Origin of the sequence: Streptomyces niveiscabiei (assembly GCF_033794345.1) — a bacterium.
GTDB lineage: Bacteria > Actinomycetota > Actinomycetes > Streptomycetales > Streptomycetaceae > Streptomyces > Streptomyces niveiscabiei.
Genome location: NZ_JARAYJ010000070.1, coordinates 1 through 19,111, shown reverse-complemented (window position 1 = coordinate 19,111; position 19,111 = coordinate 1). Strand labels below are relative to the sequence as shown.

The following is a 19,111-nucleotide window of genomic DNA, read 5'->3' as shown; positions in this document are numbered from 1 at the left end:
AACGAAGACCCGAAACCGTTCGTCTGGACGAAGACCGCGGACGAGATCCTCGAACGCCTCGCCGGATATCTGAACCGAATTCCCGACTCAGGACACTAGAGCTCTAGTACCGCAGAGGGACCAGGTGGGGCTCAGTGGCCGGAGGTGGCCTTGAGCCCCACCACTGCTGTCAGCAGCAGGCAGACGAAGAAGATCCGCGCGGCGGTCACGGGCTCACCCAGCACGACCATCCCCACGACCGCCGCACCGGCCGCGCCGATCCCCACCCAGACGCCGTAGGCGGTGCCGATGGGGAGCGTGCGGACCGCGTACGACAGCAGGACCATGCTGGTGACGATGCCGGCGCCGGTGAGGACGCTGGGGACGAGACGGGTGAAACCGTCGGTGTACTTCATGCCGATCGACCAGGCGACCTCGACCAGACCGGCGACGATGAGCAGGACCCATGCCATGACGGCACCTCCGGAGACGGGACTCGTACGGGGGTGCGTCGTCTTTTCCGAGGTACTGCCGGCTGCCCGGTACGGCGCGTCTCGTCGGGCGTTCTCCACGCTAGCAAAGGAACGACAAAGAGGGCCGGTGACGATGGTCACCGGCCCTCTGGCCCTTGAGTACTACGGGTACTACAGGTACAGCCCCGTGGAGTCCTCCGACCCCTCGAAGCGGTCCGCGGCGACCGCGTGCAGGTCGCGCTCGCGCATCAGTACGTACGTCGCGCCGCGCACCTCGACCTCGGCGCGGTCCTCGGGGTCGTACAGGACCCGGTCGCCCGGCTCCACCGTCCGGACGTTCTGTCCGACCGCCACGACCTCCGCCCAGGCCAGCCGCCGGCCCACCGCCGCCGTCGCCGGGATCAGGATCCCGCCGCCGGAACGCCGCTCGCCCTCGCTGCTGTCCTGCCGTACCAGCACCCGGTCGTGCAGCATCCGGATCGGAAGCTTGTCGTGCTGGGTACCGCGCTCGTTACTGTTGCCGCTCACGTATCGAACCTACCTGCCTCCCCGGGTGGCGTACCCCTGCGGGGCTAGTCCTTACGGCGCCGGGTGCCCAGGACCAGCAGGCCGACGACGCCGACCGCCAGGAGGGCCACGGGGACGATGCGCTCGACGCGGGGCGCGCCGTCGTCGTCCGTGAACTTCGCCGTGACGTCGCTCACGACGCGGTTGACCTGGACGTACGCGCGTCCGAGGGTGTGGTCGACGTTGGCGACGACCTTGGCCTTGGCGTCCCCGACGATCGTCTTGGGGTGCACCCGTACACCGATCTCGTCGAGGGTCTCGGCCAGCGTCTCGCGGCGGCGCTTGATGTCCGCCTCGATCTGCGCCGGGGTTCTCGTGTCCGGCGTGTCCGCAGTGTCCGCCACCGTACGGCCTCCGAAGTCTGCTGATGCGTTGTTCCGCACAGTCTGTCAGCTTCTCCGCCCGGCGCACGGGCAGGGGCCGCCGTTGTCGCGTCCCCGGCTACGCTGGCCGGATGAGCGAGCGACTCCAGCCCGGCGACCCGGCCCCCGCGTTCACCCTCTCCGACGCCGACGGCAACGAGGTGTCCCTTGCGGACCACAAGGGCCGCAAGGTCATCGTCTACTTCTACCCGGCGGCCCTGACCCCCGGCTGCACGAAGCAGGCCTGCGACTTCACCGACAACCTGTCCCTCCTGGCCGACGCCGGCTACGACGTCCTCGGCATCTCCCCCGACAAGCCCGAGAAACTCGCCAAGTTCCGCGAGAAGGAGTCCCTCGGGGTGACCCTCCTCGCCGACCCCGACAAGGCCGTACTCGAGGCGTACGGGGCTTACGGCGAGAAGAAGCTCTACGGCAAGACCGTCGTCGGCGTCATCCGCTCCACGATCGTCGTCGACGAGTCCGGCAACGTGGAACGGGCCCTCTACAACGTCAAGGCGACCGGCCACGTGGCGAAGATCATCAAGGACCTGGGCATCTGACGGGTCGCCCCTCAAGTCGGCGCGCCGGACGTCCAGTTGACCGGCGTCCGGCGCCGCCGGGCGGGAAGCCTCTCGCCCGGCGTCCCTTCGTCCCCGTACACTGAGTGCCGCCGGTCGAGCACGATGACCGTTTTGGGCGGCCGTGATGGAATTGGCAGTCATGCTGGGTTTAGGTCCCAGTGGGTTAACACCCGTGTGGGTTCGAGTCCCACCGGCCGCACCGGCAGAGAGAGGGGTCGCCTCATCAGGCGGCCCCTCTCTCCTTGCGTACATCAGCCCAGCAACTCCCGCACGACGGGGACGAGTTCCCTGAACGCCTGCCCCCGGTGGCTGATCGCGTTCTTCTCCTGCGCCGTCAGCTCCGCACAGGTCCGCGTCTCGCCCTCCGGCTGGAGGATCGGGTCGTAGCCGAAGCCGTTGGTGCCGGTGGGGGTGTGGCGGAGGGTGCCTCGGAGGCGGCCCTCCACGACCCGCTCCGTCCCGTCCGGCAGTGCCAGGGCCGCCGCGCAGGCGAAGTGGGCGCCCCGGTGGTCGTCCGCGATGTCGGAGAGCTGGGCGAGGAGGAGGTCCAGGTTGGCGCGGTCGTCGCCGTGGGTGCCGGACCAGCGGGCCGAGAAGATGCCGGGGGCGCCGTTCAGGACGTCGACGCAGAGGCCGGAGTCGTCGGCGACGGCGGGCAGGCCGGTCGCCCGGGCGAGGGCGTGGGCCTTGAGGAGGGCGTTCTCGGCGAAGGTGACGCCGATCTCCTTGACGTCGGGGACGTCGGGGTAGGCGTCGGCGCCGACCAGTTCGTGCGGAAGCCCGGCCTCCGCGAGGATCGCGCGGAGTTCGGTGATTTTGCCGGCGTTGCGGGTGGCGAGGATCAGGCGGGTCATGGCCCCCAGTATTACGGGGGCTACGACTCCAGGGTTACGGGGAGCAGGTCACCGACCCCGTACTCAAGACCTACCCCTCACGGCGTACACACCTTTGTCAGTTCCCCCGCCGCGTCCGTCAGGGGGCTCAGGTCGGGGGTCTTGTCGCCGCTGTCGACCGCCTTGCGGACGTTGGTGACCGCGTCGCGGAGGCTGTCGACGGCCTTGTTGACGTCGGTGTCGTCCGTCTTGTCGCCGAGGCTGTCGAGGTTCTTGTCGATGGACGCGAGGGATTCGTCGACCTGGGTGGGGTCGGTGGCGGCGTTCTCGACGGCCTGCTGGAGGTCGGTGACGCTGTCGGCGACGGTCTCGGCGGTCTGGACGCAGTCGAGCGCCTTGTTGACGGCGTCGCAGCCGGTGGTGGTGAACCCCACGGTGAGGGCGACCGCAGCGGTGGCTGCGGCGATGGCGATTCGGCGACCTCGGCGTCGGTGGAGCGCGGCCATGCGGTGGTTCCTCCCGTTCAGGCCCCGGCTCGCACCGCTGGGCCCCCGTTCCCAAGGGCTTCCGGTCGGAAGCCTTCTCTGTACTGCCCAAGACGCGAGGAAAAGCGGCACAGTTGCTCCACCGTACCGCTTTCCTTGGTCACTTCTTTACCTTTCGAGGGTCTGCTCCAGCGCGGCCCGCTGGAGCGCGGCGAGGTCGGTGCAGCCCGAAACGGCCAGATCCAGCAGGGAGTTGAGCTCGTCGCGGGCGAACGGCTCGGCCTCGGCGGTGCCTTGGACCTCGACGAAGCGCCCGTCGCCGGTGCAGACGACGTTCATGTCGGTGTCGGCGCGGACGTCCTCCTCGTAGCAGAGGTCGAGGAGGGGCACGCCGCCGACGATGCCGACGGAGACGGCGGAGACGGTGCCGGTGATGGGCTGCCGGTTCGCCTTGATCAGCTTGCGGCCCTGCGCCCAGGCGACGGCGTCGGCGAGGGCGACGTACGCGCCGGTGATGGCGGCGGTGCGGGTGCCGCCGTCGGCCTGGAGGACGTCGCAGTCGAGGACGATGGTGTTCTCGCCGAGCGCCTTGTAGTCGATGACGGCGCGCAGCGAGCGGCCGATGAGGCGGCTGATCTCGTGCGTGCGTCCGCCGATCCGGCCGCGGACGGATTCGCGGTCGCCGCGGGTGTTGGTGGCGCGGGGGAGCATGGAGTACTCGGCGGTGACCCAGCCCTCGCCGCTGCCCTTGCGCCAGCGGGGGACGCCTTCGGTGACGGAGGCCGTGCAGAAGACCTTGGTGTCGCCGAAGGAGACGAGGACGGAGCCCTCGGCGTGCTTGCTCCAGCCGCGTTCCAGGGTGACCGGGCGGAGCTGTTCGGGGGTGCGGCCGTCGATTCGAGACATGGGGACGACCCTATCCGTACGACGAAAGGGGCTGCTCCCGGTGTGGGAGTAGCCCCTGAGTACTAGAGCTCTAGTACCCGTGCCCCGGGTAGTACCCGAGAGCTACATCATGTCCTCGATCTCGCTCGCGATCGGGTCGGCGTCCGTCCCGATGACGACCTGCACGGCCGTCCCCATCTTGACGACGCCGTGCGCGCCGGCGGCCTTGAGCGCGGCCTCGTCGACGCGGTCGGGGTCGACGACCTCGGTGCGCAGCCGGGTGATGCAGCCCTCGACCTCTTCGATGTTCTCGATGCCTCCGAGCCCGGCGACGATCTTCTCTGCCTTGGTGGCCATGTCGGTCTCCTCACGCACAGTTGGCCCAACTTCGCGAGCGATTGTGCCGTGGGTACCGAAAGATGGCGTCACAGCATCCCAATCGTCGAGAACTGGTCTACACCACCTGACGGGCGGTCGCCAATCCATGAGTGCCGACAGCGCAGTGACCCCGGCCCGCGCCCGCTGGAGCGCCCTGTTCCAGGGGCTCCAGAAGATGGGCCGCAGCCTCCAGCTCCCCATCGCGGTGCTGCCCGCCGCGGGGATCCTCAACCGGCTGGGCCAGCCGGACATGTTCGGGGACGACGGGCTGGGCTGGACGAACGTCTCGAAGGTGATGGCGGGCGCGGGCGGCGCGCTGCTGGACGGCTCGCTGGGGCTGCCGCTGCTGTTCTGTATCGGCGTCGCGATCGGCATGGCGAAGAAGTCGGACGGCTCGACGGCGCTCGCGGCGCTCGCCGGGTTCCTCGTCTACTACAACGTGCTGCGCCAGTTCCCGAAGGACTGCGCGGACGGTGCGAAAACGGTTGCTACGGGTTGCCAGGGCGCCGACGGGACGGTGACCGCGTTCACGTACCAGAATCCGGGGGTCTTCGGCGGCATCGTGATCGGGCTGCTCGCGGCGTACCTGTGGATGCGGTTCCACCGGACGAAGCTGGTGGACTGGCTGGGGTTCTTCAACGGGCGGCGGCTGGTGCCGATCCTGATGTCGTTCGCCGCGATCGTGTTCGCCGCGCTGTGCCTGTGGGTGTGGCCGCCGATCGGCGACGGCCTGGAGAACTTCAGCGACTGGCTCAACGGGCTGGGCGCGTGGGGCGCGGGGGTGTTCGGGATCGCCAACAGGGCTTTGCTGGTGGTGGGGTTGCACCAGTTCCTGAACGTCCCGATCTGGTTCCAGTTCGGGTCGTACACGAAGCCGGACGGCACGGTCGTGCACGGCGACATCAACATGTTCCTCCAAGGCGACCCGCACGCCGGGCTGTTCACGACCGGGTTCTTCCCCATCATGATGTTCGCCCTGCCTGCGGCGGCACTTGCCATCGCGCACACGGCGAAACCCGCGCGCCGCAAGGAAGTCGGCGGCCTCATGCTGTCGGTCGCGCTGACGTCGTTCATCACCGGTATCACGGAGCCGATCGAGTACTCGTTCCTGTTCATCGCGCCCGCGCTGTACGCGGTGCACGCGGTGCTGACCGGCGTCTCGATGGCGGTGACGTGGGGGCTCGGGGTGCACGACGGGTTCAGTTTCTCGGCGGGGCTCATCGACTACGTCATCAACTGGAACCTGGCGACGCGGCCGTGGGCGATCATCCCGATCGGGCTGTGTTTCGCAATCGTTTACTACGTGGTTTTCCGGTTCGCGATCGTCCGGTTCGATCTGAAGACGCCGGGCCGGGAGCCGGAGGAGGAGCGGGAGGACGTCACCAAAGCGTGATGGCGGGCGCCTTAACAGGGGGCTTAACTCCCGCCTCTCCCCCGTGCTACAAAAGGTCTACACCACACATTGGTGTAGACCTTTTTCGCGTCCTCCGCACCCCCTGAAGGAACCCCTCTATGAGCACGGCCGGCGCCGCTCCCGCAGCCGAGAAACAAGCCAGGAAGGGTACGGCCGTGATGGCCGTCCTACAGCGCATCGGCCGCAGTCTGATGCTGCCGGTCGCGGTGCTGCCCGCCGCCGCGCTGCTGGTGCGCCTGGGCAACGCCGACATGCTCGGCCGCCCCTCCTTCCCCGGCTTCCTGACGAAGATCGCCTCCTTCATGGCGGCCGGCGGGGGCGCGATCCTCGACAACATGGCGCTGCTGTTCGCGGTCGGCGTCGCGATCGGGTTCGCGAAGAAGTCGGACGGCTCGACGGCGCTCGCGGCGGTCGTCGGCTACCTCGTCTTCAAGAACGTGCTCGGCACGTTCACCGACAAGAACCTCCCGAAGGTCGCGACGGCCGTCGACGGCAAGGTCGTGATGGTGGACGCGCCCGTCGACGCGAAGGTGCTCGGCGGGGTCGTGATGGGGCTCGTCGTGGCGCTGCTCTACCAGCGCTTCTACCGCACCAAACTCCCGGACTGGGCAGGGTTCTTCGGCGGCCGGCGGCTCGTCCCGATCCTCTCCGCGTTCGCCGGTCTGCTGATCGGGGTCGTCTTCGGTTACATATGGCCGGTGTTGGGGACCGGGCTGCACAACTTCGGTGAGTGGCTGGTGGGTTCGGGCGCGGTCGGCGCCGGGATCTTCGGTGTGATGAACCGCGCGCTGATCCCGATCGGCATGCACCACCTGCTCAACTCGTTCCCGTGGTTCCAGGCCGGCGAGTACCACGGCAAGAGCGGCGACATCGCGCGCTTCCTCGCCGGGGACCCGAGCGCCGGGCAGTTCATGACCGGCTTCTTCCCGATCATGATGTTCGCGCTGCCGGCCGCGTGCCTGGCGATCGTGCACTGCGCCCGCCCCGAGCGCCGCAAGGCCGTCGGCGGCATGATGTTCTCGCTCGCGCTGACCTCGTTCGTCACGGGCGTCACCGAGCCGATCGAGTTCACGTTCATGTTCATCGCGCCGGTCCTGTACGCGATCCACGCGCTGCTCACCGGCGTCTCCATGGCCCTGACCTGGGCGCTCGGCATGAAGGACGGCTTCGGCTTCTCGGCCGGCGTGGTCGACTTCGGCCTCAACCTCGGCATCGCGACGAACCCGTGGGGGCTGGTCCTGGTGGGCCTGTGCTTCGGCGCCCTCTACTACGTCATCTTCCGTTTCGCGATCACGAAGTGGAACCTGCCGACGCCGGGACGCGAGCCGGAGGCGGAAGACCTCACGAAGGGGTAGAGCTCTAGTACCTGAGAGCTACGAGAAAGCACCCGGCGCCCTGAACTGCCCCGGGTGCTTTTCTCATGGCTCAGATCACGTACGACGCCCTCGCCGCCGCCAGTTCGACCGGACCGTCGTACGCCGCGCGCGCGTCGGCCAGGTTGACCTGGGGGTCGGTCCACGGGGGGATGTGGGTGAGGACGAGGCGGCGGACGCCCGCCCTGGTGGCCGTCTCACCCGCCTCCCGGCCGTTGAGGTGCAGGTCGGGGATGTTCTCCTTGCCGTGCGTGAAGGCGGCCTCGCACAGGAACAGGTCGGCGCCCTGGGCGAGTTCGTCGAGCACGGGCGTGACACCGGTGTCCCCGGAGTAGGCGAGCGACTTGCCGCCGTGCTCCACCCGGATGCCGTACGCCTCGACCGGGTGGGCGACGCGTTCGGTGTGGACCGTGAAGGGGCCGATGTCGAAGGTGGACGGCTTGACCGTGTGGAAGTCGAAGACCTCGCTCATCGAGGAGGCCGACGGGGTATCCGCGTACGCCGTGGTCAGCCGGTGTTCGGTGCCTTCGGGGCCGTAGACCGGGATGGGGTCGCAACGGCCGCCGTCGTGGCGGTAGTAGCGCGCCACGAAGTAGGCGCACATGTCGATGCAGTGGTCGGCGTGCAGATGGGTCAGGAAGATCGCGTCGAGGTCGTAGAGACCGCAGTGGCGCTGCAACTCGCCCAGGGCGCCGTTGCCCATGTCGAGAAGCAGCCGGAAGCCGTCGGCCTCGACGAGGTAGCTCGAACAGGCCGAATCCGCGGACGGGAACGACCCCGAGCAGCCGACGACGGTGAGCTTCATGATGCAGAAACCTCCGCTGGCGGGAACCGAGGGGACACCGGCGGTCGTCGATGGCGCCGGGGGACCGGATGCCACCGGCGGTGCCGGGTGGTGCCGGCGCGGCCGGGCCTCGCGAAGGATCCGGAAGGCCGGGTGTGCCGGGTGGACCGGGCCCGAGGAGTGCGTGGGAACGGGCGTCGGGGGTCGTGCGGTCCGTAGAGCGTAAGGCGCAAAACCCCCCTTCGCGCCGTTGCCAGGGGCCGTTGTGGGCGAACTCACCTGCGGTGTCACCGGTTCGGCTGGAAGTGGGGCGTGTGGGGATCGCGAGAGGGCGCGCGGTGCGTCGCGCGCGCCGGTAACGTCGTCCTCATGGACACGTCCTGGTGGCTGGCGCTCGCGGCGGTGGTACTGCTCGCGCTGGTCGCCACGCTCGTCGACGGCTGGGGGCGAGCGCCTCGCCGGCAAGGCAACCGTCACATGAGGCACGCGAACGGTCCCCAGCCCTCGGAGATCTGGTGGGCGGACGAGCATCCGTGTCTCGTGCTGACCGTGCACGGGGGATATGTGACCGTCGCGAACATCAGCAGCAAGTTCCGCGACGGGCGCTCAGGGGTGATCCCGTTGCCGCCGGGGGCCGTGGGAGACGCACACGGGCGGACGAGTTTCGTGGAGACCGACGACTTGCGGCAGCTCCCCGTAGCGGACCTGCGGCGGCGGGTAGGGGTGGTGGACCCGGCCTTGTGGGACCAGGTCCGGCACCTGACCTGAAGCACTACGGGTATTACGGGTATTACGGGTATTACGCCCAGAGTTGACCCTGGAGCGTCTCGATCGCTTCCTCGGTGGTAGCCGCCGTGTACACCCCCGTGGAGAGGTACTTCCACCCGCCGTCCGCGACGACGAACACGATGTCGGCGGACTCCCCCGCGGCCAGGGCCTTCTTCCCGACGCCGATCGCGGCGTGCAGGGCCGCGCCGGTGGAGACCCCGGCGAAGATGCCCTCCTGTTGGAGTAGCTCGCGAGTACGAGTGACCGCGTCCGCCGAGCCGACGGAGAAGCGGGTGGTGAGGACGGAGGCGTCGTACAGCTCGGGTACGAAGCCCTCGTCGAGGTTGCGCAGGCCGTAGACGAGGTCGTCGTAGCGCGGCTCGGCGGCGACGATCCGTACGTCCGGCTTGTGCTCGCGGAGGTAACGCCCTACCCCCATCAGCGTCCCCGTCGTGCCGAGCCCGGCGACGAAGTGGGTGACCGAGGGGAGGTCCGCGAGGATCTCGGGGCCGGTCGTGGCGTAGTGGGCGCCCGCGTTGCCGGGGTTGCCGTACTGGTACAGCATCACCCAGTCGGGGTGCTCGGCGGCGAGTTCCTTCGCCACGCGTACGGCGGTGTTGGAGCCGCCGGCCGCCGGGGACGGGATGATCTCGGCGCCCCACATCGCGAGCAGCTCGCGGCGTTCCTGGGAGGTGTTCTCGGGCATCACGCACACCATGCGGTAGCCCTTGAGGCGGGCCGCCATGGCGAGCGAGATGCCGGTGTTGCCGCTGGTGGGCTCCAGGATCGTGCAGCCGGGGGTGAGGCGGCCGTCCTTCTCCGCCTGCTCGATCATGTGCAGCGCGGGGCGGTCCTTGATCGAGCCGGTGGGGTTGCGGTCCTCCAGCTTGGCCCAGATGGAGACCTCGGGGGACGGCGACAGCCGCGGCAGGCGCACCAGGGGGGTGTTGCCCACCGCGGCCAGCGGGGAGTCGTAGCGCATGCCGGGATCAGGCCATGCCGCCGGCGACGGCCGGCAGGATCGTCACCGTGTCGCCGTCGGCCAGCTTGGTGTTGATGCCGTCCACGAAGCGGACGTCCTCGTCGTTGAGGTAGACGTTGACGAAGCGGCGCAGCTTGCCCTCGTCCACGATGCGGGCCTGGATGCCCGTGTGCCGCGTCTCCAGGTCGGAGAACAGGTCGGCGAGGGTCTCCCCGGCGCCCTCGACGGCCTTCGCGCCGTCGGTGTACTGGCGGAGGATGGTGGGGATGCGGACCTCGATGGCCATGGCTCAGGGCTCCTGTCGGAAGGTGGGCGGCGCAGGGACGTGCGAGTGAGCGCGCCTAGTCCCTGAGGACTACGGCGCGGGCAGGGCCGGCGTCAGATGGCGGCGGCGCACCTGCACAGGTCGACGTGCAGCCGCGCCACGAGCAGCTCGCCCGGCGTCCTCGTGCTCACGTCGTTCACAACCATGGGCTCATCGTATCGATTCCCGTCCGGCCTTCGGGAAGACGCTTCCACATGGCGGACGGTTTGCGACCAGTACCTGAGATGTACCCGGGTACTACGCCGACTCCCGCACCACCAGCCGCGTGGGCACCACCACCGACCCCGGGGTAGTCCCCTCGTACACCGCCGCGCACAGCAGCTCCGCCATCAGCCGGCCCATCCCCTCGACGTCCGCGTGGACGGTCGTCAGGGGCGGGGTCGTGGCCTCGGCGATCCGGGTGAGGTCGTCGAAGCCGACGACGGCGACGTCCTCGGGGACGCGGCGGCCCCGTTCGTGCAGGGCCTGGAGGACGCCGGCGGCCATCAGGTCGGAGGCGGCGAAGACCGCGTCGAGGTCGGGGCGCCGGTCGAGGAGCGTGTGCATGGCGAGGGCCGCGCCGTGCTCGGTGTAGTCCGCGCGTTCGGTGAGCGCGGGGTCGGCGTCGGGGAGGACGTCGCGGTAGCCGGTGAGGCGGTCGTCCGCTGAGGGCTCCTGGTCGTAGGGGCCGGTGACGGTGGCGACGCGGGTGCGGCCGAGGGCGCGCAGGTGGGTGACCGCCTGCCGGGCGCCGCCCCGGTTGTCGCAGTCGACGTGGACGTACGCGGTGTCGTCGGCGCCCGCGCGCGAGCGGCCCCCGAAGACGGCGGGCAGGCCGGTGCGGGCGATCAGCGCGCCGAGGTGGTCGTCGGGGCGCAGGGAGAAGAGGATCGCGCCGTCGACGTGGCCGCCGCCGAGGTAGTCGGCGACGCGCGCGTGGTCGTCCGGCTCGTCGAGGAACAGCAGGACGGCCTGGGCGCCGTGCCGGGTGAGTTCGCGGCGGATCCCGCGCAGGAGGCAGTCGAAGAAGGGGTCCATGAACAGGCGGTCCTGCGGCTGGGTGGCCACCACGGCGACCGCGCCCGTGCGCCGGGTGACGAGCTGGCGGGCGGCCTGGTTCGGGACGTACCCGAGGTCCGCGATCACCTCGCGGACCTTCTCGATCACCTCGGCGCGGACCTTCGGCGCTCCGTTGAGGACTCTCGACACGGTGGTCCTGGAGACCCCGGCCCGGCGTGCTACGTCCTCGATCGTGGGGCGCCTTGCTTGCGTCAACACCGGCTCCGGGAGGGTGAGTTGGCTTCGTACGGCGGGGCTCGGGCCGTACGGAGTCAGTATGACGCGACGATCGTGACGTCTTCCTCGGTGATCTCGCCGTCCACGATGCGGAACGAGCGGAACTGGAAAGGGCCGTTGCCGTCGGTGTCGGCGGTGGAGACGAGGACGTAGTGGGCGCCGGGTTCGTTGGCGTACGAGACGTCCGTGCGGGAGGGGTAGGCCTCGGTGGCGGTGTGGGAGTGGTAGATCACGACGGGTTCCTCGTCGCGGTCGTCCATCTCGCGGTACAGCTTGAGCAGGTCGCCGGAGTCGAACTCGTAGAAGGTGGGCGACATCGCCGCGTTGAGCATCGGGACGAACCGCTCCGGGCGGTCCGAGCCCGCCGGGCCCGCGACGACTCCGCACGCCTCGTCGGGGTGGTCCTTGCGGGCGTGGGCGACGATCTGGTCGTGGAGGGCCTGGGTGATGGTCAGCATGGTCGCCAGGATAAGCAGAGGACCCCGTAGTACCGAGGGGTGGTACTACGGGGTCCGGATGCCGGACACGAGGGCCGGGTGGGGGTCTACCTCTCAGGTATTACCCGACCTTGTCGTACGTCCGCTCGGTGACCTCGGGGCTCGCCTTCTTCAGCACGGCCCAGCCGATGCCCAGCGCGGCGACCCAGCCGGCCATGACGTACAGGCAGATCCGCGCGTCGGCGTCGTACGCGATGATCCCCGTCACGAACAGCAGGAAGACGATGGCGATCCAGCTGCACACCGAGCCGCCGGGGGCCGGGAAGGAGGAGGCCGGCAGGCGGCCGGCGACCACGGCGCGGCGGTAGAGGACGTGGCTGATCAGGATCATCAGCCAGGTCCAGATGCCCGCGGCGGTCGCGACGGACGTCACGTACCCGAACGCCTTCTCCGGGACGATGTAGTTGAGGACGACGCCGATGCCCATGAAGAGCACGGAGACGGTGATGCCGAAGGCCGGGGTCTTGGTGGACGACAGCTTCTTGAAGACGGCCGGGGCCTCGCCGTTGTCCGCGAGGGTACGCAGCATGCGACCCGTGGAGTACATACCGGAGTTGCAGGACGACAGGGCCGCCGTGAGGACTACGAAGTTGACGATGCCCGCGCCCGCCGGGATGCCGATCTTCGCGAACGCCTCGACGAACGGCGAGACGCCGGGCTGGAACTCGGTCCACTTGACGATGCACAGGATGACGGTGAGCGCGCCGACGTAGAAGAGGGCGATGCGCCACGGCAGCGTGTTGATGGCCTTGGGGAGGGTCTTCTCGGGGTCCTCGGACTCACCGGCCGTGACACCGACGAGTTCGACGGCGAGGTAGGCGAACATGACGCCCTGGAGGGTCATGAGGGAGGAGCCGATGCCCTTGGGGAAGAAGCCGTCGAAGGCCCAGAGGTTGGAGACGGCGGCGGTGTCGCCCGCGCTGCTGAAGCCGAAGGTCAGGACGCCGAGGCCGATGACGATCATGCCGATCAGGGCGGTGACCTTGACCATGGAGAACCAGAACTCCAGCTCACCGAAGACCTTCACGGAGATCAGGTTGACGCCGAAGAGGATCACCAGGAACGCCAGCGCCGTCACCCATCGGGGGATCGCCGGGAACCAGTAGTTGACGTAGATCGCGGCGGCGGTCAGCTCGGCCATGCCGGTGACCACCCACATCAGCCAGTACGTCCACCCGGTGAGGTAGCCGAAGAACGGGCCGAGGAACTCGCGGGAGTACTCCGCGAAGGAGCCCGAGACGGGCCGGTAGAGCAGGAGTTCGCCGAGTGCCCGCATGATGAAGAAGATGATCACACCGGCGAGGGCGTACATCAGGATGAGGCTGGGGCCGGCCTTGGCGATGTTGGCCCCGGCGCCGAGGAAGAGGCCGACGCCGATGGCGCCGCCGATGGCGATCATCTGCACCTGGCGGCTGCCGAGCCCGCGCTCGTAGCCTTCCTCGCGTGCCTTGTCCGTGCCGCCGTTCTCTGTGCCGACCTGAGCGGAGGTCATGTGTGTGGTGCGCCTTTCTCCATGCCGATCCGGGCCCTGGTCGACCACGGATCGGGTTTCGATCCCCCCGGAACTGCTGGAGCGGACCGGCCGCGGGGGCCTGTCCATGCCTGGCCGGCGATCGACCGGCTCGGTGGCGCACCCGGCGGCGCATACGGATGGTGCGCGCCGGGCGGTCGTGAAGATTTATCACGACTGCAATATCAATTGCCGGTGCCGGATGTGGCGCACCACACAGGAAGAAGTGGACGAACGGCTCAGGCGCGGACCAAATCCGGCCGAGCCGGTGACGGGATCGTTATCCGGATTTGAGGGCCTTCTGAGGCTGGGATGTAACCGGTTACATCCCAGGTACGACGTCAGGGCATCAGTGTGCCGACGAGGGTCTCCTGGAGGCCGCCGAGCCACAGGTAGGCCATGACCATCGGCTTGCGCGGGTCGTCGTCCGGGAGGTGGTAGAGGACGTCGGTGTCGTCCTCGGCGGTGATGTCGAGGCGTGAACCGATCGCCAGGCGCAGGTCGTTGAGGGCGCCGAGCCACTTGCGGGAGTCGTCGGGCGTGAGCTTGAGGACGGCGCCGCCGACGTCGCCCGTGTCCAGTTCGTCCAGGGCGCGGACGACGGCGAGCGCGTTGTCCCGCTTGCCCGCGCGCAGGTCGTTCTCGGTGAACCGGCGGAACTCGGCGGAGTGCTCCCGCTGCTGCTCCTTCTGCCGCTCGGTCGCCTCGGGGTCCGTGTAGGCGTCCGGGAAGAGGCGCAGCAGCACCGGGTCGGACGGCGGCTCGCTCGGGCCCTCGGCGAAGAGCTCGGCGAGCGGGTCGGCGGAGTCGTCCTCGGCGGGCCCGGGGCCGATCAGCTCCAGGAGCTGGACCGCCAGCGAGCGGATGATCGAGATCTCGACGTCGTCGAGTGCGACGGCCGCGCCGCCGCCGGGGAGCGGTTCGAAGATGCCTGGCATGAAACCGGTCGTAGCACTTTCGGTGTAGGGGGTGCAGGGGTGGGCGGGGACTACTTGCGGTCCTGCTGGAGCGTCGCCCACAGCCCGTACCCGTGCATGGCCTGCACGTCCCGCTCCATCTCCTCGCGGGTGCCGTTGGAGACGACCGCGCGGCCCTTGTGGTGGACATCGAGCATGAGCTTGGTGGCCTTGTCCTTGCTGTAGCCGAAGTACGTCTGGAAGACGTACGCCACGTAGCTCATGAGGTTGACGGGGTCGTTGTGCACGATCGTGACCCAGGGGACGTCGGGCTCCGCCACGGCGAAGACCTCCTCCACCGTTTCGGTGCGTTCGATCTCTACGGGAGCGGGTGACGTCACAAGGCCCATGCTGCCACGCGACCCCGAAATCGTCACACTGACGAAATGGGAGTACGATCCGCTGCATGAACCCTGCGGACCTTGGGCTGCCGGTCGACGTCCCGTCCACGGCGCTCTTCACCGACCAGTACGAACTGACGATGCTGCGGGCCGCGCTGAAGGCGGGCACCGCCGAGCGGCGCAGCGTGTTCGAGGTCTTCACCCGGCGCCTGCCCGAGGGCCGCCGCTACGGCGTCGTCGCCGGCACCGGCCGGGTCCTGGACGCGGTCGAGAACTTCCGCTTCGACGCCGGGGTCATCGGCTTCCTGCGCGAGCGGGGCATCGTCGACGACGAGACGCTCGACTGGCTGGCGTCGTACCGCTTCTCCGGGGACATCTGGGGCTACCCCGAGGGTCAGGTGTACTTCCCTGGCTCTCCGGTACTACGGGTGGAGGGCTCGTTCGCGGAGTGCGTGCTCCTCGAAACGGTGATCCTCTCCATCCTCAACCACGACTCCGCCATCGCCGCCGCCGCGTCCCGGATGTCCTCGGCGGCCGGGGACCGCCCGCTGATCGAGATGGGCGCGCGCCGCACCCACGAGCTGGCCGCCGTCGCCGCCGCCCGCGCCGCGTACGTCGGCGGCTTCACCACCACCTCCGACCTCGCCGCCGGTTTCCGCTACGGCATCCCGACCGTCGGCACCAGCGCACACGCCTTCACCCTGCTCCACGACACCGAGCGCGACGCCTTCCGCGCCCAGGTCGACTCCCTCGGCAGGGGTACGACACTCCTCGTCGACACGTACGACGTCGCCGAGGCCGTCCGTACCGCCGTGGAGGTAGCCGGACCCGAACTCGGCGCCGTCCGCATCGACTCGGGCGACCTGCTCCTCGTGGCCCATCGCGTACGACAGCAGCTGGACGCGCTGGGTGCCACGGATACGCGGATCATCGTCACCTCCGACCTCGACGAGTACGCCATCGCGTCGCTCGCGGCGGCTCCGGTGGACGCGTACGGGGTCGGGACGCAGCTCGTCACCGGGTCCGGGCACCCGACCTGCTCCATGGTCTACAAGCTGGTCGCCCGCGCCGAGTCCGCCGACCCCAAGGCGCCGCTGGTGCCCGTCGCCAAGAAGTCCTCCGGGGGGAAGACCTCGCTGGGGGGCCGGAAGTGGGCCGCCCGCCGGCCCGACGCCGACGGCGTCGCCGAGGCCGAGGTCGTCGGCACGGGGCCGGTGCCCGCCGAACTCGCCGACCAGCAACTCCTCGTGGAGCTCGTGAAGGGGGGCGAGGTGATCGGGCGTGAACCTCTGGACGTAGTACGTGAGAGGCATATCGCCGTCCGGGGCCGGCTGCCGCTGTCCGCTACGCAGCTCTCGCGAGGGGAACCGGTTCTTCCGACGGAGTACCTCGTGGGGAGGTCGGGTAGTTAGGGCGGTATTCGAGCCGTAATACCGCAGAGCCAGTCCCCCTCTCCCCCAGCTTCTCCCTCAGCCTTTCCCCCAGCTTCTCCCCCAGCCGATCGATTCCCCCCATAGCCGAAGGACATCGACCATGCGCCGCGCACTGATCGTCGTAGACGTGCAGAACGATTTCTGTGAGGGGGGCAGCCTCGCGGTCTCCGGCGGTGCCGATGTCGCCGCGGCGATCACCGAGCTGATCGGGCAGGCGGGCGGCGCCGGTTACCAGCACGTCGTCGCCACCCGCGACCACCACATCGCGCCCGGCGGGCACTTCGCCGACGACCCCGACTTCGTCACCTCCTGGCCGGCGCACTGTGTCGCGGGGACCGAGGGGGTCGGTTTCCACCCCAACTTCGCGCCCGCCGTGGCCTCCGGCGCGATCGACGCCGTCTTCGACAAGGGGACGTACTCGGCCGCGTACAGCGGGTTCGAGGGGGTCGACGAGAACGGGGTGTCCCTCGCGGAGTGGCTGCGGGAGCGGCGGATCGACGAGGTCGACGTCGTGGGGATCGCCACGGACCACTGCGTGCGGGCCACCGCGCTGGACTCGGCTCGGGAGGGGTTCCGTACGCAGGTGCTGCTGGATCTGACGGCCGGGGTGGCGAAGGAGACGACCGAGCGGGCGGTGGAGGAGCTGCGGGGGGCTGGGGTGGAGCTGACGGGTAAGCCTGTGGTGTGAGGGACCGGGGGTACCTGCGGGGTAGTACGGGTGCAGTACCGGTGCAGTACGTACCGGTGTAGTACCCCGGTCCGGTTTTCCCGGTGGAGCAGCTGGGCATGATCGGCTCGACCTCGTAGACATGATCCGGAAGGAACAGCCGATGGCGCAGCAGGGGACCGTCAAGTGGTTCAACGGGGAGAAGGGGTTCGGGTTCATCTCTCCGGACGGTGGCGGCGCGGACGTCTTCGTGCACTACTCCGCGATCCAGGGGACCGGGTTCCGGAACCTGGACGAGAACCAGCGGGTCGAGTTCGAGGTGACCCAGGGGCAGCGGGGGCCGCAGGCCGGGGACGTACGCGCGCTCTAGTCTCTTCTGTGCCTTTCTGGTCCTTCCTGGGCCGACCGATGAGTTTTCATCGTCCGGTGAGTCTTCATCGGTGTTGCTGCCGTCGGCCCAGGAGGAACCCATGCCACAGCTACTGCGCGTCCAGAACTTCAACGTCTCCAGCGACTGGGTCGGGGCGGGCGAGAACCAGTCACTGGAGCACCCCTTCGGTGACGCCGTCGATCCCTCTCGCCTCTTCGCCTGGGCCGGAGCGACGGCGAGCTGGCCGAACCGTACGGACCCCGGCGGCACCCGCGGCCTCGACGACTACCTGACCCGGGACTTCAGGAACAACATCGGCGCCGAGATCATGGGCCGCAACAAGTTCGGCCCCCAGCGCGGGCCGTGGACCGACCACGAGTGGCAGGGCTGGTGGGGCGACGAACCTCCCTTCCGCACACCGGTGTTTGTCATGACCCACCACCCGCGCCCCTCGATCACCCTCTCCGACACGACGTTCCACTTCGTCTCGGGCGACCCCGCCTCCATCCTCGCCCAGGCCCGCGAGGCCGCCGCCGGCAAGGACGTCCGCCTCGGGGGCGGCGTCTCGACGGTCCGCCAGTTCCTCGACGCGGACCTCGTCGACACGCTCCATGTCGCCGTGTCCCCGGTGAAGTTGGGCTCGGGGCTACGCCTGTGGGACTCGCCGGACGAGTTGCTGGACCGGTTCCATCTGGAGGTCGTGCCGAGTCCGAGCGGGGTCGCGCATCACCTGTTCTGGCGGAAGTAGGACACATCGGTACCGCTCGCCCGCGTCGGCCGGTGTCAGCGTCGGGTCAACCGGTGCAGGGCGTCGAGCAGCGACGGCGCGAGCGTGTCCGGGTGGCCGTTGTCGTGCATCAGGTGGTCCACCGCCGACAGCGTCACACGGCCCGGCCGTCCCCCACGCGCCTGACGCAGGGCGGCCGTCAGCGCGTCCGTCGTGGCGCAGGGGACCTGGGCGTCGTTCGTGCCGCACGTCAGCAACACCCATTTTCCCGGCCGGAGTTGGGCAGCGGTGTCCGGCGGATAGACGGCGTCGTCGCTTCGCACGAACCGGGCGTTCGGGCCCTGGAACGCCTAGAAGAGCTGGGCGACCGGGTGGGGCAGATCGGTGGCCGTCAGCGCGCCCTCGCTGTGTCCGACGACCAGCAGGGCGTGCGGGTCGGTCTCCGGCTGGTCGCGCAACTCCTCGTAGGCGGCCCGTGTTTGGCGGACGAACGCCGGGCAGTCGAGGCGTTCCGGGTGGTCCCGGTAGGCGCCGAGTCCGGTGCCGTACTTGTCGAACCTCAGCGTGGCGATGCCGTCCCCGGCGAGGGCGTCGGCCAGTTGGGCCAGGGTGTCCGGTGTCGATACGGGCGGCTGGTTGCCGTCGCGGTCGGTGGGGCCGCTGCCGGGGAGCAACAGTGCTGCCCGCAGCCGTTTCCCGGCGCGGTGTTCGGGAACGTGCTGGGTGCCGTGGGCAGTTATGCCGTCGGCCGTGAAGACGACCTCGCGGTCGGCAGCGGGCGCGAGGTCGGGCGCCGCCTCGGCCGGGGTGGCTGTGACGGTAGCCGCGGCGGCGGCGAATGCAAGTACGGCTGCCGTTAAGTGGCGGAACACAGGTCCAACTCTCCCTCTACACAAGGGCGTTCTCGACCAGAGCGACCGCCGCGCGCGGGTCGTCGACCTGGAGCACCAGGCGGGCATACCGCTCGTCGGCGAGTTCGATCACGACGGCCTTCGACGGGTCCCGGACGTCCCGGAAGACCTTCTCGCCGTCCTGCTCAGGGGAGTTGGACGAGGTGCCGGGTCAGCGCGGTCGTGGCGCCGTCGGGGCTGCCGCGCAGGAGGATGCCGAGCGCGGCTGAGGTGAGGGCGGTGGCCAGGTCGGCGG

Annotated in this window: 25 protein-coding genes, 1 tRNA gene and 1 riboswitch; of the genes, 9 read left to right on the top strand and 17 right to left on the bottom strand. The window is 69.4% G+C overall.

What is annotated here, in order from left to right; translation table 11 throughout:
- Positions 1–131: 131 nt before the first annotated feature.
- The 3 genes from PV682_RS42840 to PV682_RS42830 form a co-directional block, all read right to left on the bottom strand.
- A complete protein-coding gene (locus PV682_RS42840; RefSeq protein ID WP_319738178.1) occupies positions 132–452 on the bottom strand; it encodes a DMT family transporter in 321 nt (106 codons plus the stop codon).
- Between the two features lie 32 nt (positions 453–484).
- A riboswitch (guanidine-III (ykkC-III) riboswitch) is annotated at positions 485–568 on the bottom strand.
- A gap of 55 nt (positions 569–623) precedes the next feature.
- On the bottom strand, positions 624–926 hold the full coding sequence (locus PV682_RS42835) for a GroES family chaperonin (protein ID WP_107104137.1): 303 nt from the start codon (positions 924–926) through the stop codon (positions 624–626).
- 98 nt (positions 927–1,024) lie between these two features.
- Complete coding sequence (locus tag PV682_RS42830; RefSeq protein ID WP_055724299.1) at positions 1,025–1,363, bottom strand: DUF3618 domain-containing protein; 339 nt, start codon at positions 1,361–1,363, stop codon at positions 1,025–1,027.
- Positions 1,364–1,473: 110 nt separating this feature from the next.
- Between PV682_RS42830 and bcp the strand changes: the two genes are divergently transcribed.
- Together bcp and PV682_RS42820 are read left to right on the top strand one after the other, a co-directional pair.
- Positions 1,474–1,941: a thioredoxin-dependent thiol peroxidase gene (gene bcp, locus PV682_RS42825; RefSeq protein WP_319738175.1), complete on the top strand. Its 468-nt coding sequence runs from the start codon at positions 1,474–1,476 to the stop codon at positions 1,939–1,941.
- A 136-nt stretch (positions 1,942–2,077) separates the two neighbouring features.
- Positions 2,078–2,161, top strand: a tRNA-Leu gene (locus PV682_RS42820).
- A 52-nt stretch (positions 2,162–2,213) separates the two neighbouring features.
- Here PV682_RS42820 and rdgB read toward each other — a convergent pair.
- From rdgB to PV682_RS42800, 4 genes are all read right to left on the bottom strand, one after another.
- A complete protein-coding gene (gene rdgB, locus PV682_RS42815) occupies positions 2,214–2,816 on the bottom strand; it encodes an RdgB/HAM1 family non-canonical purine NTP pyrophosphatase (RefSeq protein WP_319738174.1) in 603 nt (200 codons plus the stop codon).
- 77 nt (positions 2,817–2,893) lie between these two features.
- On the bottom strand, positions 2,894–3,301 hold the full coding sequence (locus tag PV682_RS42810; protein WP_319738172.1) for a prefoldin domain-containing protein: 408 nt from the start codon (positions 3,299–3,301) through the stop codon (positions 2,894–2,896).
- 147 nt (positions 3,302–3,448) lie between these two features.
- Positions 3,449–4,186 (bottom strand): ribonuclease PH, encoded by a 738-nt coding sequence (rph, locus tag PV682_RS42805; RefSeq protein WP_319738169.1) that lies wholly within the window; start codon positions 4,184–4,186, stop codon positions 3,449–3,451.
- 102 nt (positions 4,187–4,288) lie between these two features.
- A complete protein-coding gene (locus PV682_RS42800) occupies positions 4,289–4,522 on the bottom strand; it encodes a glucose PTS transporter subunit EIIB (protein ID WP_055718158.1) in 234 nt (77 codons plus the stop codon).
- A gap of 127 nt (positions 4,523–4,649) precedes the next feature.
- Here PV682_RS42800 and PV682_RS42795 point away from each other — a divergent pair, with 127 nt between their 5' ends.
- Both PV682_RS42795 and PV682_RS42790 read left to right on the top strand, forming a co-directional pair.
- Entirely contained in the window at positions 4,650–5,936 is a 1,287-nt protein-coding gene (locus tag PV682_RS42795; protein WP_319738165.1) for a PTS transporter subunit EIIC, read from the top strand.
- Positions 5,937–6,055: 119 nt separating this feature from the next.
- Positions 6,056–7,312 (top strand): PTS transporter subunit EIIC, encoded by a 1,257-nt coding sequence (locus PV682_RS42790; RefSeq protein ID WP_319738163.1) that lies wholly within the window; start codon positions 6,056–6,058, stop codon positions 7,310–7,312.
- Positions 7,313–7,382: 70 nt separating this feature from the next.
- Here PV682_RS42790 and PV682_RS42785 read toward each other — a convergent pair whose 3' ends face one another.
- Positions 7,383–8,135 (bottom strand): MBL fold metallo-hydrolase, encoded by a 753-nt coding sequence (locus PV682_RS42785; RefSeq protein ID WP_319738162.1) that lies wholly within the window; start codon positions 8,133–8,135, stop codon positions 7,383–7,385.
- Between the two features lie 348 nt (positions 8,136–8,483).
- Between PV682_RS42785 and PV682_RS42780 the strand changes: the two genes are divergently transcribed.
- Entirely contained in the window at positions 8,484–8,882 is a 399-nt protein-coding gene (locus PV682_RS42780; protein WP_319738160.1) for a type II toxin-antitoxin system PemK/MazF family toxin, read from the top strand.
- Between the two features lie 31 nt (positions 8,883–8,913).
- Here the strand turns inward: PV682_RS42780 and PV682_RS42775 are convergent, their stop codons facing one another.
- The 7 genes from PV682_RS42775 to clpS all read right to left on the bottom strand — a co-directional run bounded on the left by PV682_RS42775 (position 8,914) and on the right by clpS (position 14,777).
- Entirely contained in the window at positions 8,914–9,864 is a 951-nt protein-coding gene (locus PV682_RS42775) for a PLP-dependent cysteine synthase family protein (RefSeq protein WP_319738159.1), read from the bottom strand.
- A 7-nt stretch (positions 9,865–9,871) separates the two neighbouring features.
- Positions 9,872–10,150 (bottom strand): MoaD/ThiS family protein, encoded by a 279-nt coding sequence (locus tag PV682_RS42770; RefSeq protein WP_055718163.1) that lies wholly within the window; start codon positions 10,148–10,150, stop codon positions 9,872–9,874.
- A gap of 276 nt (positions 10,151–10,426) precedes the next feature.
- A complete protein-coding gene (locus tag PV682_RS42765; RefSeq protein ID WP_319738156.1) occupies positions 10,427–11,446 on the bottom strand; it encodes a LacI family DNA-binding transcriptional regulator in 1,020 nt (339 codons plus the stop codon).
- A 53-nt stretch (positions 11,447–11,499) separates the two neighbouring features.
- Positions 11,500–11,922, bottom strand: coding sequence for a M67 family metallopeptidase (locus tag PV682_RS42760; protein WP_319738154.1), 423 nt, complete (start codon positions 11,920–11,922; stop codon positions 11,500–11,502).
- A 100-nt stretch (positions 11,923–12,022) separates the two neighbouring features.
- The gene (locus PV682_RS42755) at positions 12,023–13,453 is read right to left on the bottom strand and encodes an amino acid permease (protein WP_319738152.1); all 1,431 of its coding nucleotides are present in this window, start codon (positions 13,451–13,453) and stop codon (positions 12,023–12,025) included.
- Between the two features lie 359 nt (positions 13,454–13,812).
- Positions 13,813–14,409 carry a DUF2017 domain-containing protein gene (locus PV682_RS42750; protein WP_319738149.1) on the bottom strand — a complete coding sequence of 199 codons (597 nt, stop codon included), beginning with the start codon at positions 14,407–14,409 and terminating at the stop codon, positions 13,813–13,815.
- Positions 14,410–14,459: 50 nt separating this feature from the next.
- Complete coding sequence (gene clpS, locus PV682_RS42745) at positions 14,460–14,777, bottom strand: ATP-dependent Clp protease adapter ClpS (RefSeq protein ID WP_055718168.1); 318 nt, start codon at positions 14,775–14,777, stop codon at positions 14,460–14,462.
- A gap of 56 nt (positions 14,778–14,833) precedes the next feature.
- On the opposite strand from clpS, the gene PV682_RS42740 reads away from it, so the two are divergent.
- From PV682_RS42740 to PV682_RS42725, 4 genes are all read left to right on the top strand, one after another.
- On the top strand, positions 14,834–16,180 hold the full coding sequence (locus tag PV682_RS42740; protein WP_319738146.1) for a nicotinate phosphoribosyltransferase: 1,347 nt from the start codon (positions 14,834–14,836) through the stop codon (positions 16,178–16,180).
- A 121-nt stretch (positions 16,181–16,301) separates the two neighbouring features.
- Positions 16,302–16,889, top strand: a complete 588-nt coding sequence (locus tag PV682_RS42735) for a nicotinamidase (RefSeq protein WP_319738144.1) — start codon at positions 16,302–16,304, stop codon at positions 16,887–16,889.
- 142 nt (positions 16,890–17,031) lie between these two features.
- The gene (locus PV682_RS42730; protein ID WP_319738142.1) at positions 17,032–17,238 is read left to right on the top strand and encodes a cold-shock protein; all 207 of its coding nucleotides are present in this window, start codon (positions 17,032–17,034) and stop codon (positions 17,236–17,238) included.
- Between the two features lie 100 nt (positions 17,239–17,338).
- Positions 17,339–17,986: a dihydrofolate reductase family protein gene (locus tag PV682_RS42725; RefSeq protein WP_319738140.1), complete on the top strand. Its 648-nt coding sequence runs from the start codon at positions 17,339–17,341 to the stop codon at positions 17,984–17,986.
- A gap of 35 nt (positions 17,987–18,021) precedes the next feature.
- Here the strand turns inward: PV682_RS42725 and PV682_RS44495 are convergent, their stop codons facing one another.
- Together PV682_RS44495 and PV682_RS44490 are read right to left on the bottom strand one after the other, a co-directional pair.
- Positions 18,022–18,288, bottom strand: coding sequence for a hypothetical protein (locus PV682_RS44495; RefSeq protein ID WP_407705841.1), 267 nt, complete (start codon positions 18,286–18,288; stop codon positions 18,022–18,024).
- Between the two features lie 27 nt (positions 18,289–18,315).
- Positions 18,316–18,837: an alpha/beta hydrolase family protein gene (locus PV682_RS44490; RefSeq protein WP_407705840.1), complete on the bottom strand. Its 522-nt coding sequence runs from the start codon at positions 18,835–18,837 to the stop codon at positions 18,316–18,318.
- Between the last annotated feature and the right edge of the window lie 274 nt (positions 18,838–19,111).

Excerpts from the sequence above, each read along its gene's own strand:
- PV682_RS42725 (WP_319738140.1), top strand. The coding sequence starts at position 17,339 with ATGCCACAGCTACTGCGCGTCCAGAACTTCAACGTCTCCAGCGACTGG.
- PV682_RS42785 (WP_319738162.1), bottom strand. The coding sequence starts at position 8,135 with ATGAAGCTCACCGTCGTCGGCTGCTCGGGGTCGTTCCCGTCCGCGGAT.
- PV682_RS42790 (WP_319738163.1), top strand. The coding sequence starts at position 6,056 with ATGAGCACGGCCGGCGCCGCTCCCGCAGCCGAGAAACAAGCCAGGAAG.
- PV682_RS42810 (WP_319738172.1), bottom strand. The coding sequence starts at position 3,301 with ATGGCCGCGCTCCACCGACGCCGAGGTCGCCGAATCGCCATCGCCGCA.
- PV682_RS42780 (WP_319738160.1), top strand. The coding sequence starts at position 8,484 with ATGGACACGTCCTGGTGGCTGGCGCTCGCGGCGGTGGTACTGCTCGCG.
- PV682_RS42770 (WP_055718163.1), bottom strand. The coding sequence starts at position 10,150 with ATGGCCATCGAGGTCCGCATCCCCACCATCCTCCGCCAGTACACCGAC.
- PV682_RS42835 (WP_107104137.1), bottom strand. The coding sequence starts at position 926 with ATGCTGCACGACCGGGTGCTGGTACGGCAGGACAGCAGCGAGGGCGAG.
- PV682_RS42840 (WP_319738178.1), bottom strand. The coding sequence starts at position 452 with ATGGCATGGGTCCTGCTCATCGTCGCCGGTCTGGTCGAGGTCGCCTGG.
- bcp (WP_319738175.1), top strand. The coding sequence starts at position 1,474 with ATGAGCGAGCGACTCCAGCCCGGCGACCCGGCCCCCGCGTTCACCCTC.
- PV682_RS42730 (WP_319738142.1), top strand. The coding sequence starts at position 17,032 with ATGGCGCAGCAGGGGACCGTCAAGTGGTTCAACGGGGAGAAGGGGTTC.
- rdgB (WP_319738174.1), bottom strand. The coding sequence starts at position 2,816 with ATGACCCGCCTGATCCTCGCCACCCGCAACGCCGGCAAAATCACCGAA.
- clpS (WP_055718168.1), bottom strand. The coding sequence starts at position 14,777 with ATGGGCCTTGTGACGTCACCCGCTCCCGTAGAGATCGAACGCACCGAA.
- PV682_RS42750 (WP_319738149.1), bottom strand. The coding sequence starts at position 14,409 with ATGCCAGGCATCTTCGAACCGCTCCCCGGCGGCGGCGCGGCCGTCGCA.
- PV682_RS42740 (WP_319738146.1), top strand. The coding sequence starts at position 14,834 with ATGAACCCTGCGGACCTTGGGCTGCCGGTCGACGTCCCGTCCACGGCG.
- PV682_RS42735 (WP_319738144.1), top strand. The coding sequence starts at position 16,302 with ATGCGCCGCGCACTGATCGTCGTAGACGTGCAGAACGATTTCTGTGAG.
- rph (WP_319738169.1), bottom strand. The coding sequence starts at position 4,186 with ATGTCTCGAATCGACGGCCGCACCCCCGAACAGCTCCGCCCGGTCACC.
- PV682_RS42800 (WP_055718158.1), bottom strand. The coding sequence starts at position 4,522 with ATGGCCACCAAGGCAGAGAAGATCGTCGCCGGGCTCGGAGGCATCGAG.
- PV682_RS42760 (WP_319738154.1), bottom strand. The coding sequence starts at position 11,922 with ATGCTGACCATCACCCAGGCCCTCCACGACCAGATCGTCGCCCACGCC.
- PV682_RS42775 (WP_319738159.1), bottom strand. The coding sequence starts at position 9,864 with ATGCGCTACGACTCCCCGCTGGCCGCGGTGGGCAACACCCCCCTGGTG.
- PV682_RS42795 (WP_319738165.1), top strand. The coding sequence starts at position 4,650 with ATGAGTGCCGACAGCGCAGTGACCCCGGCCCGCGCCCGCTGGAGCGCC.
- PV682_RS42755 (WP_319738152.1), bottom strand. The coding sequence starts at position 13,453 with ATGACCTCCGCTCAGGTCGGCACAGAGAACGGCGGCACGGACAAGGCA.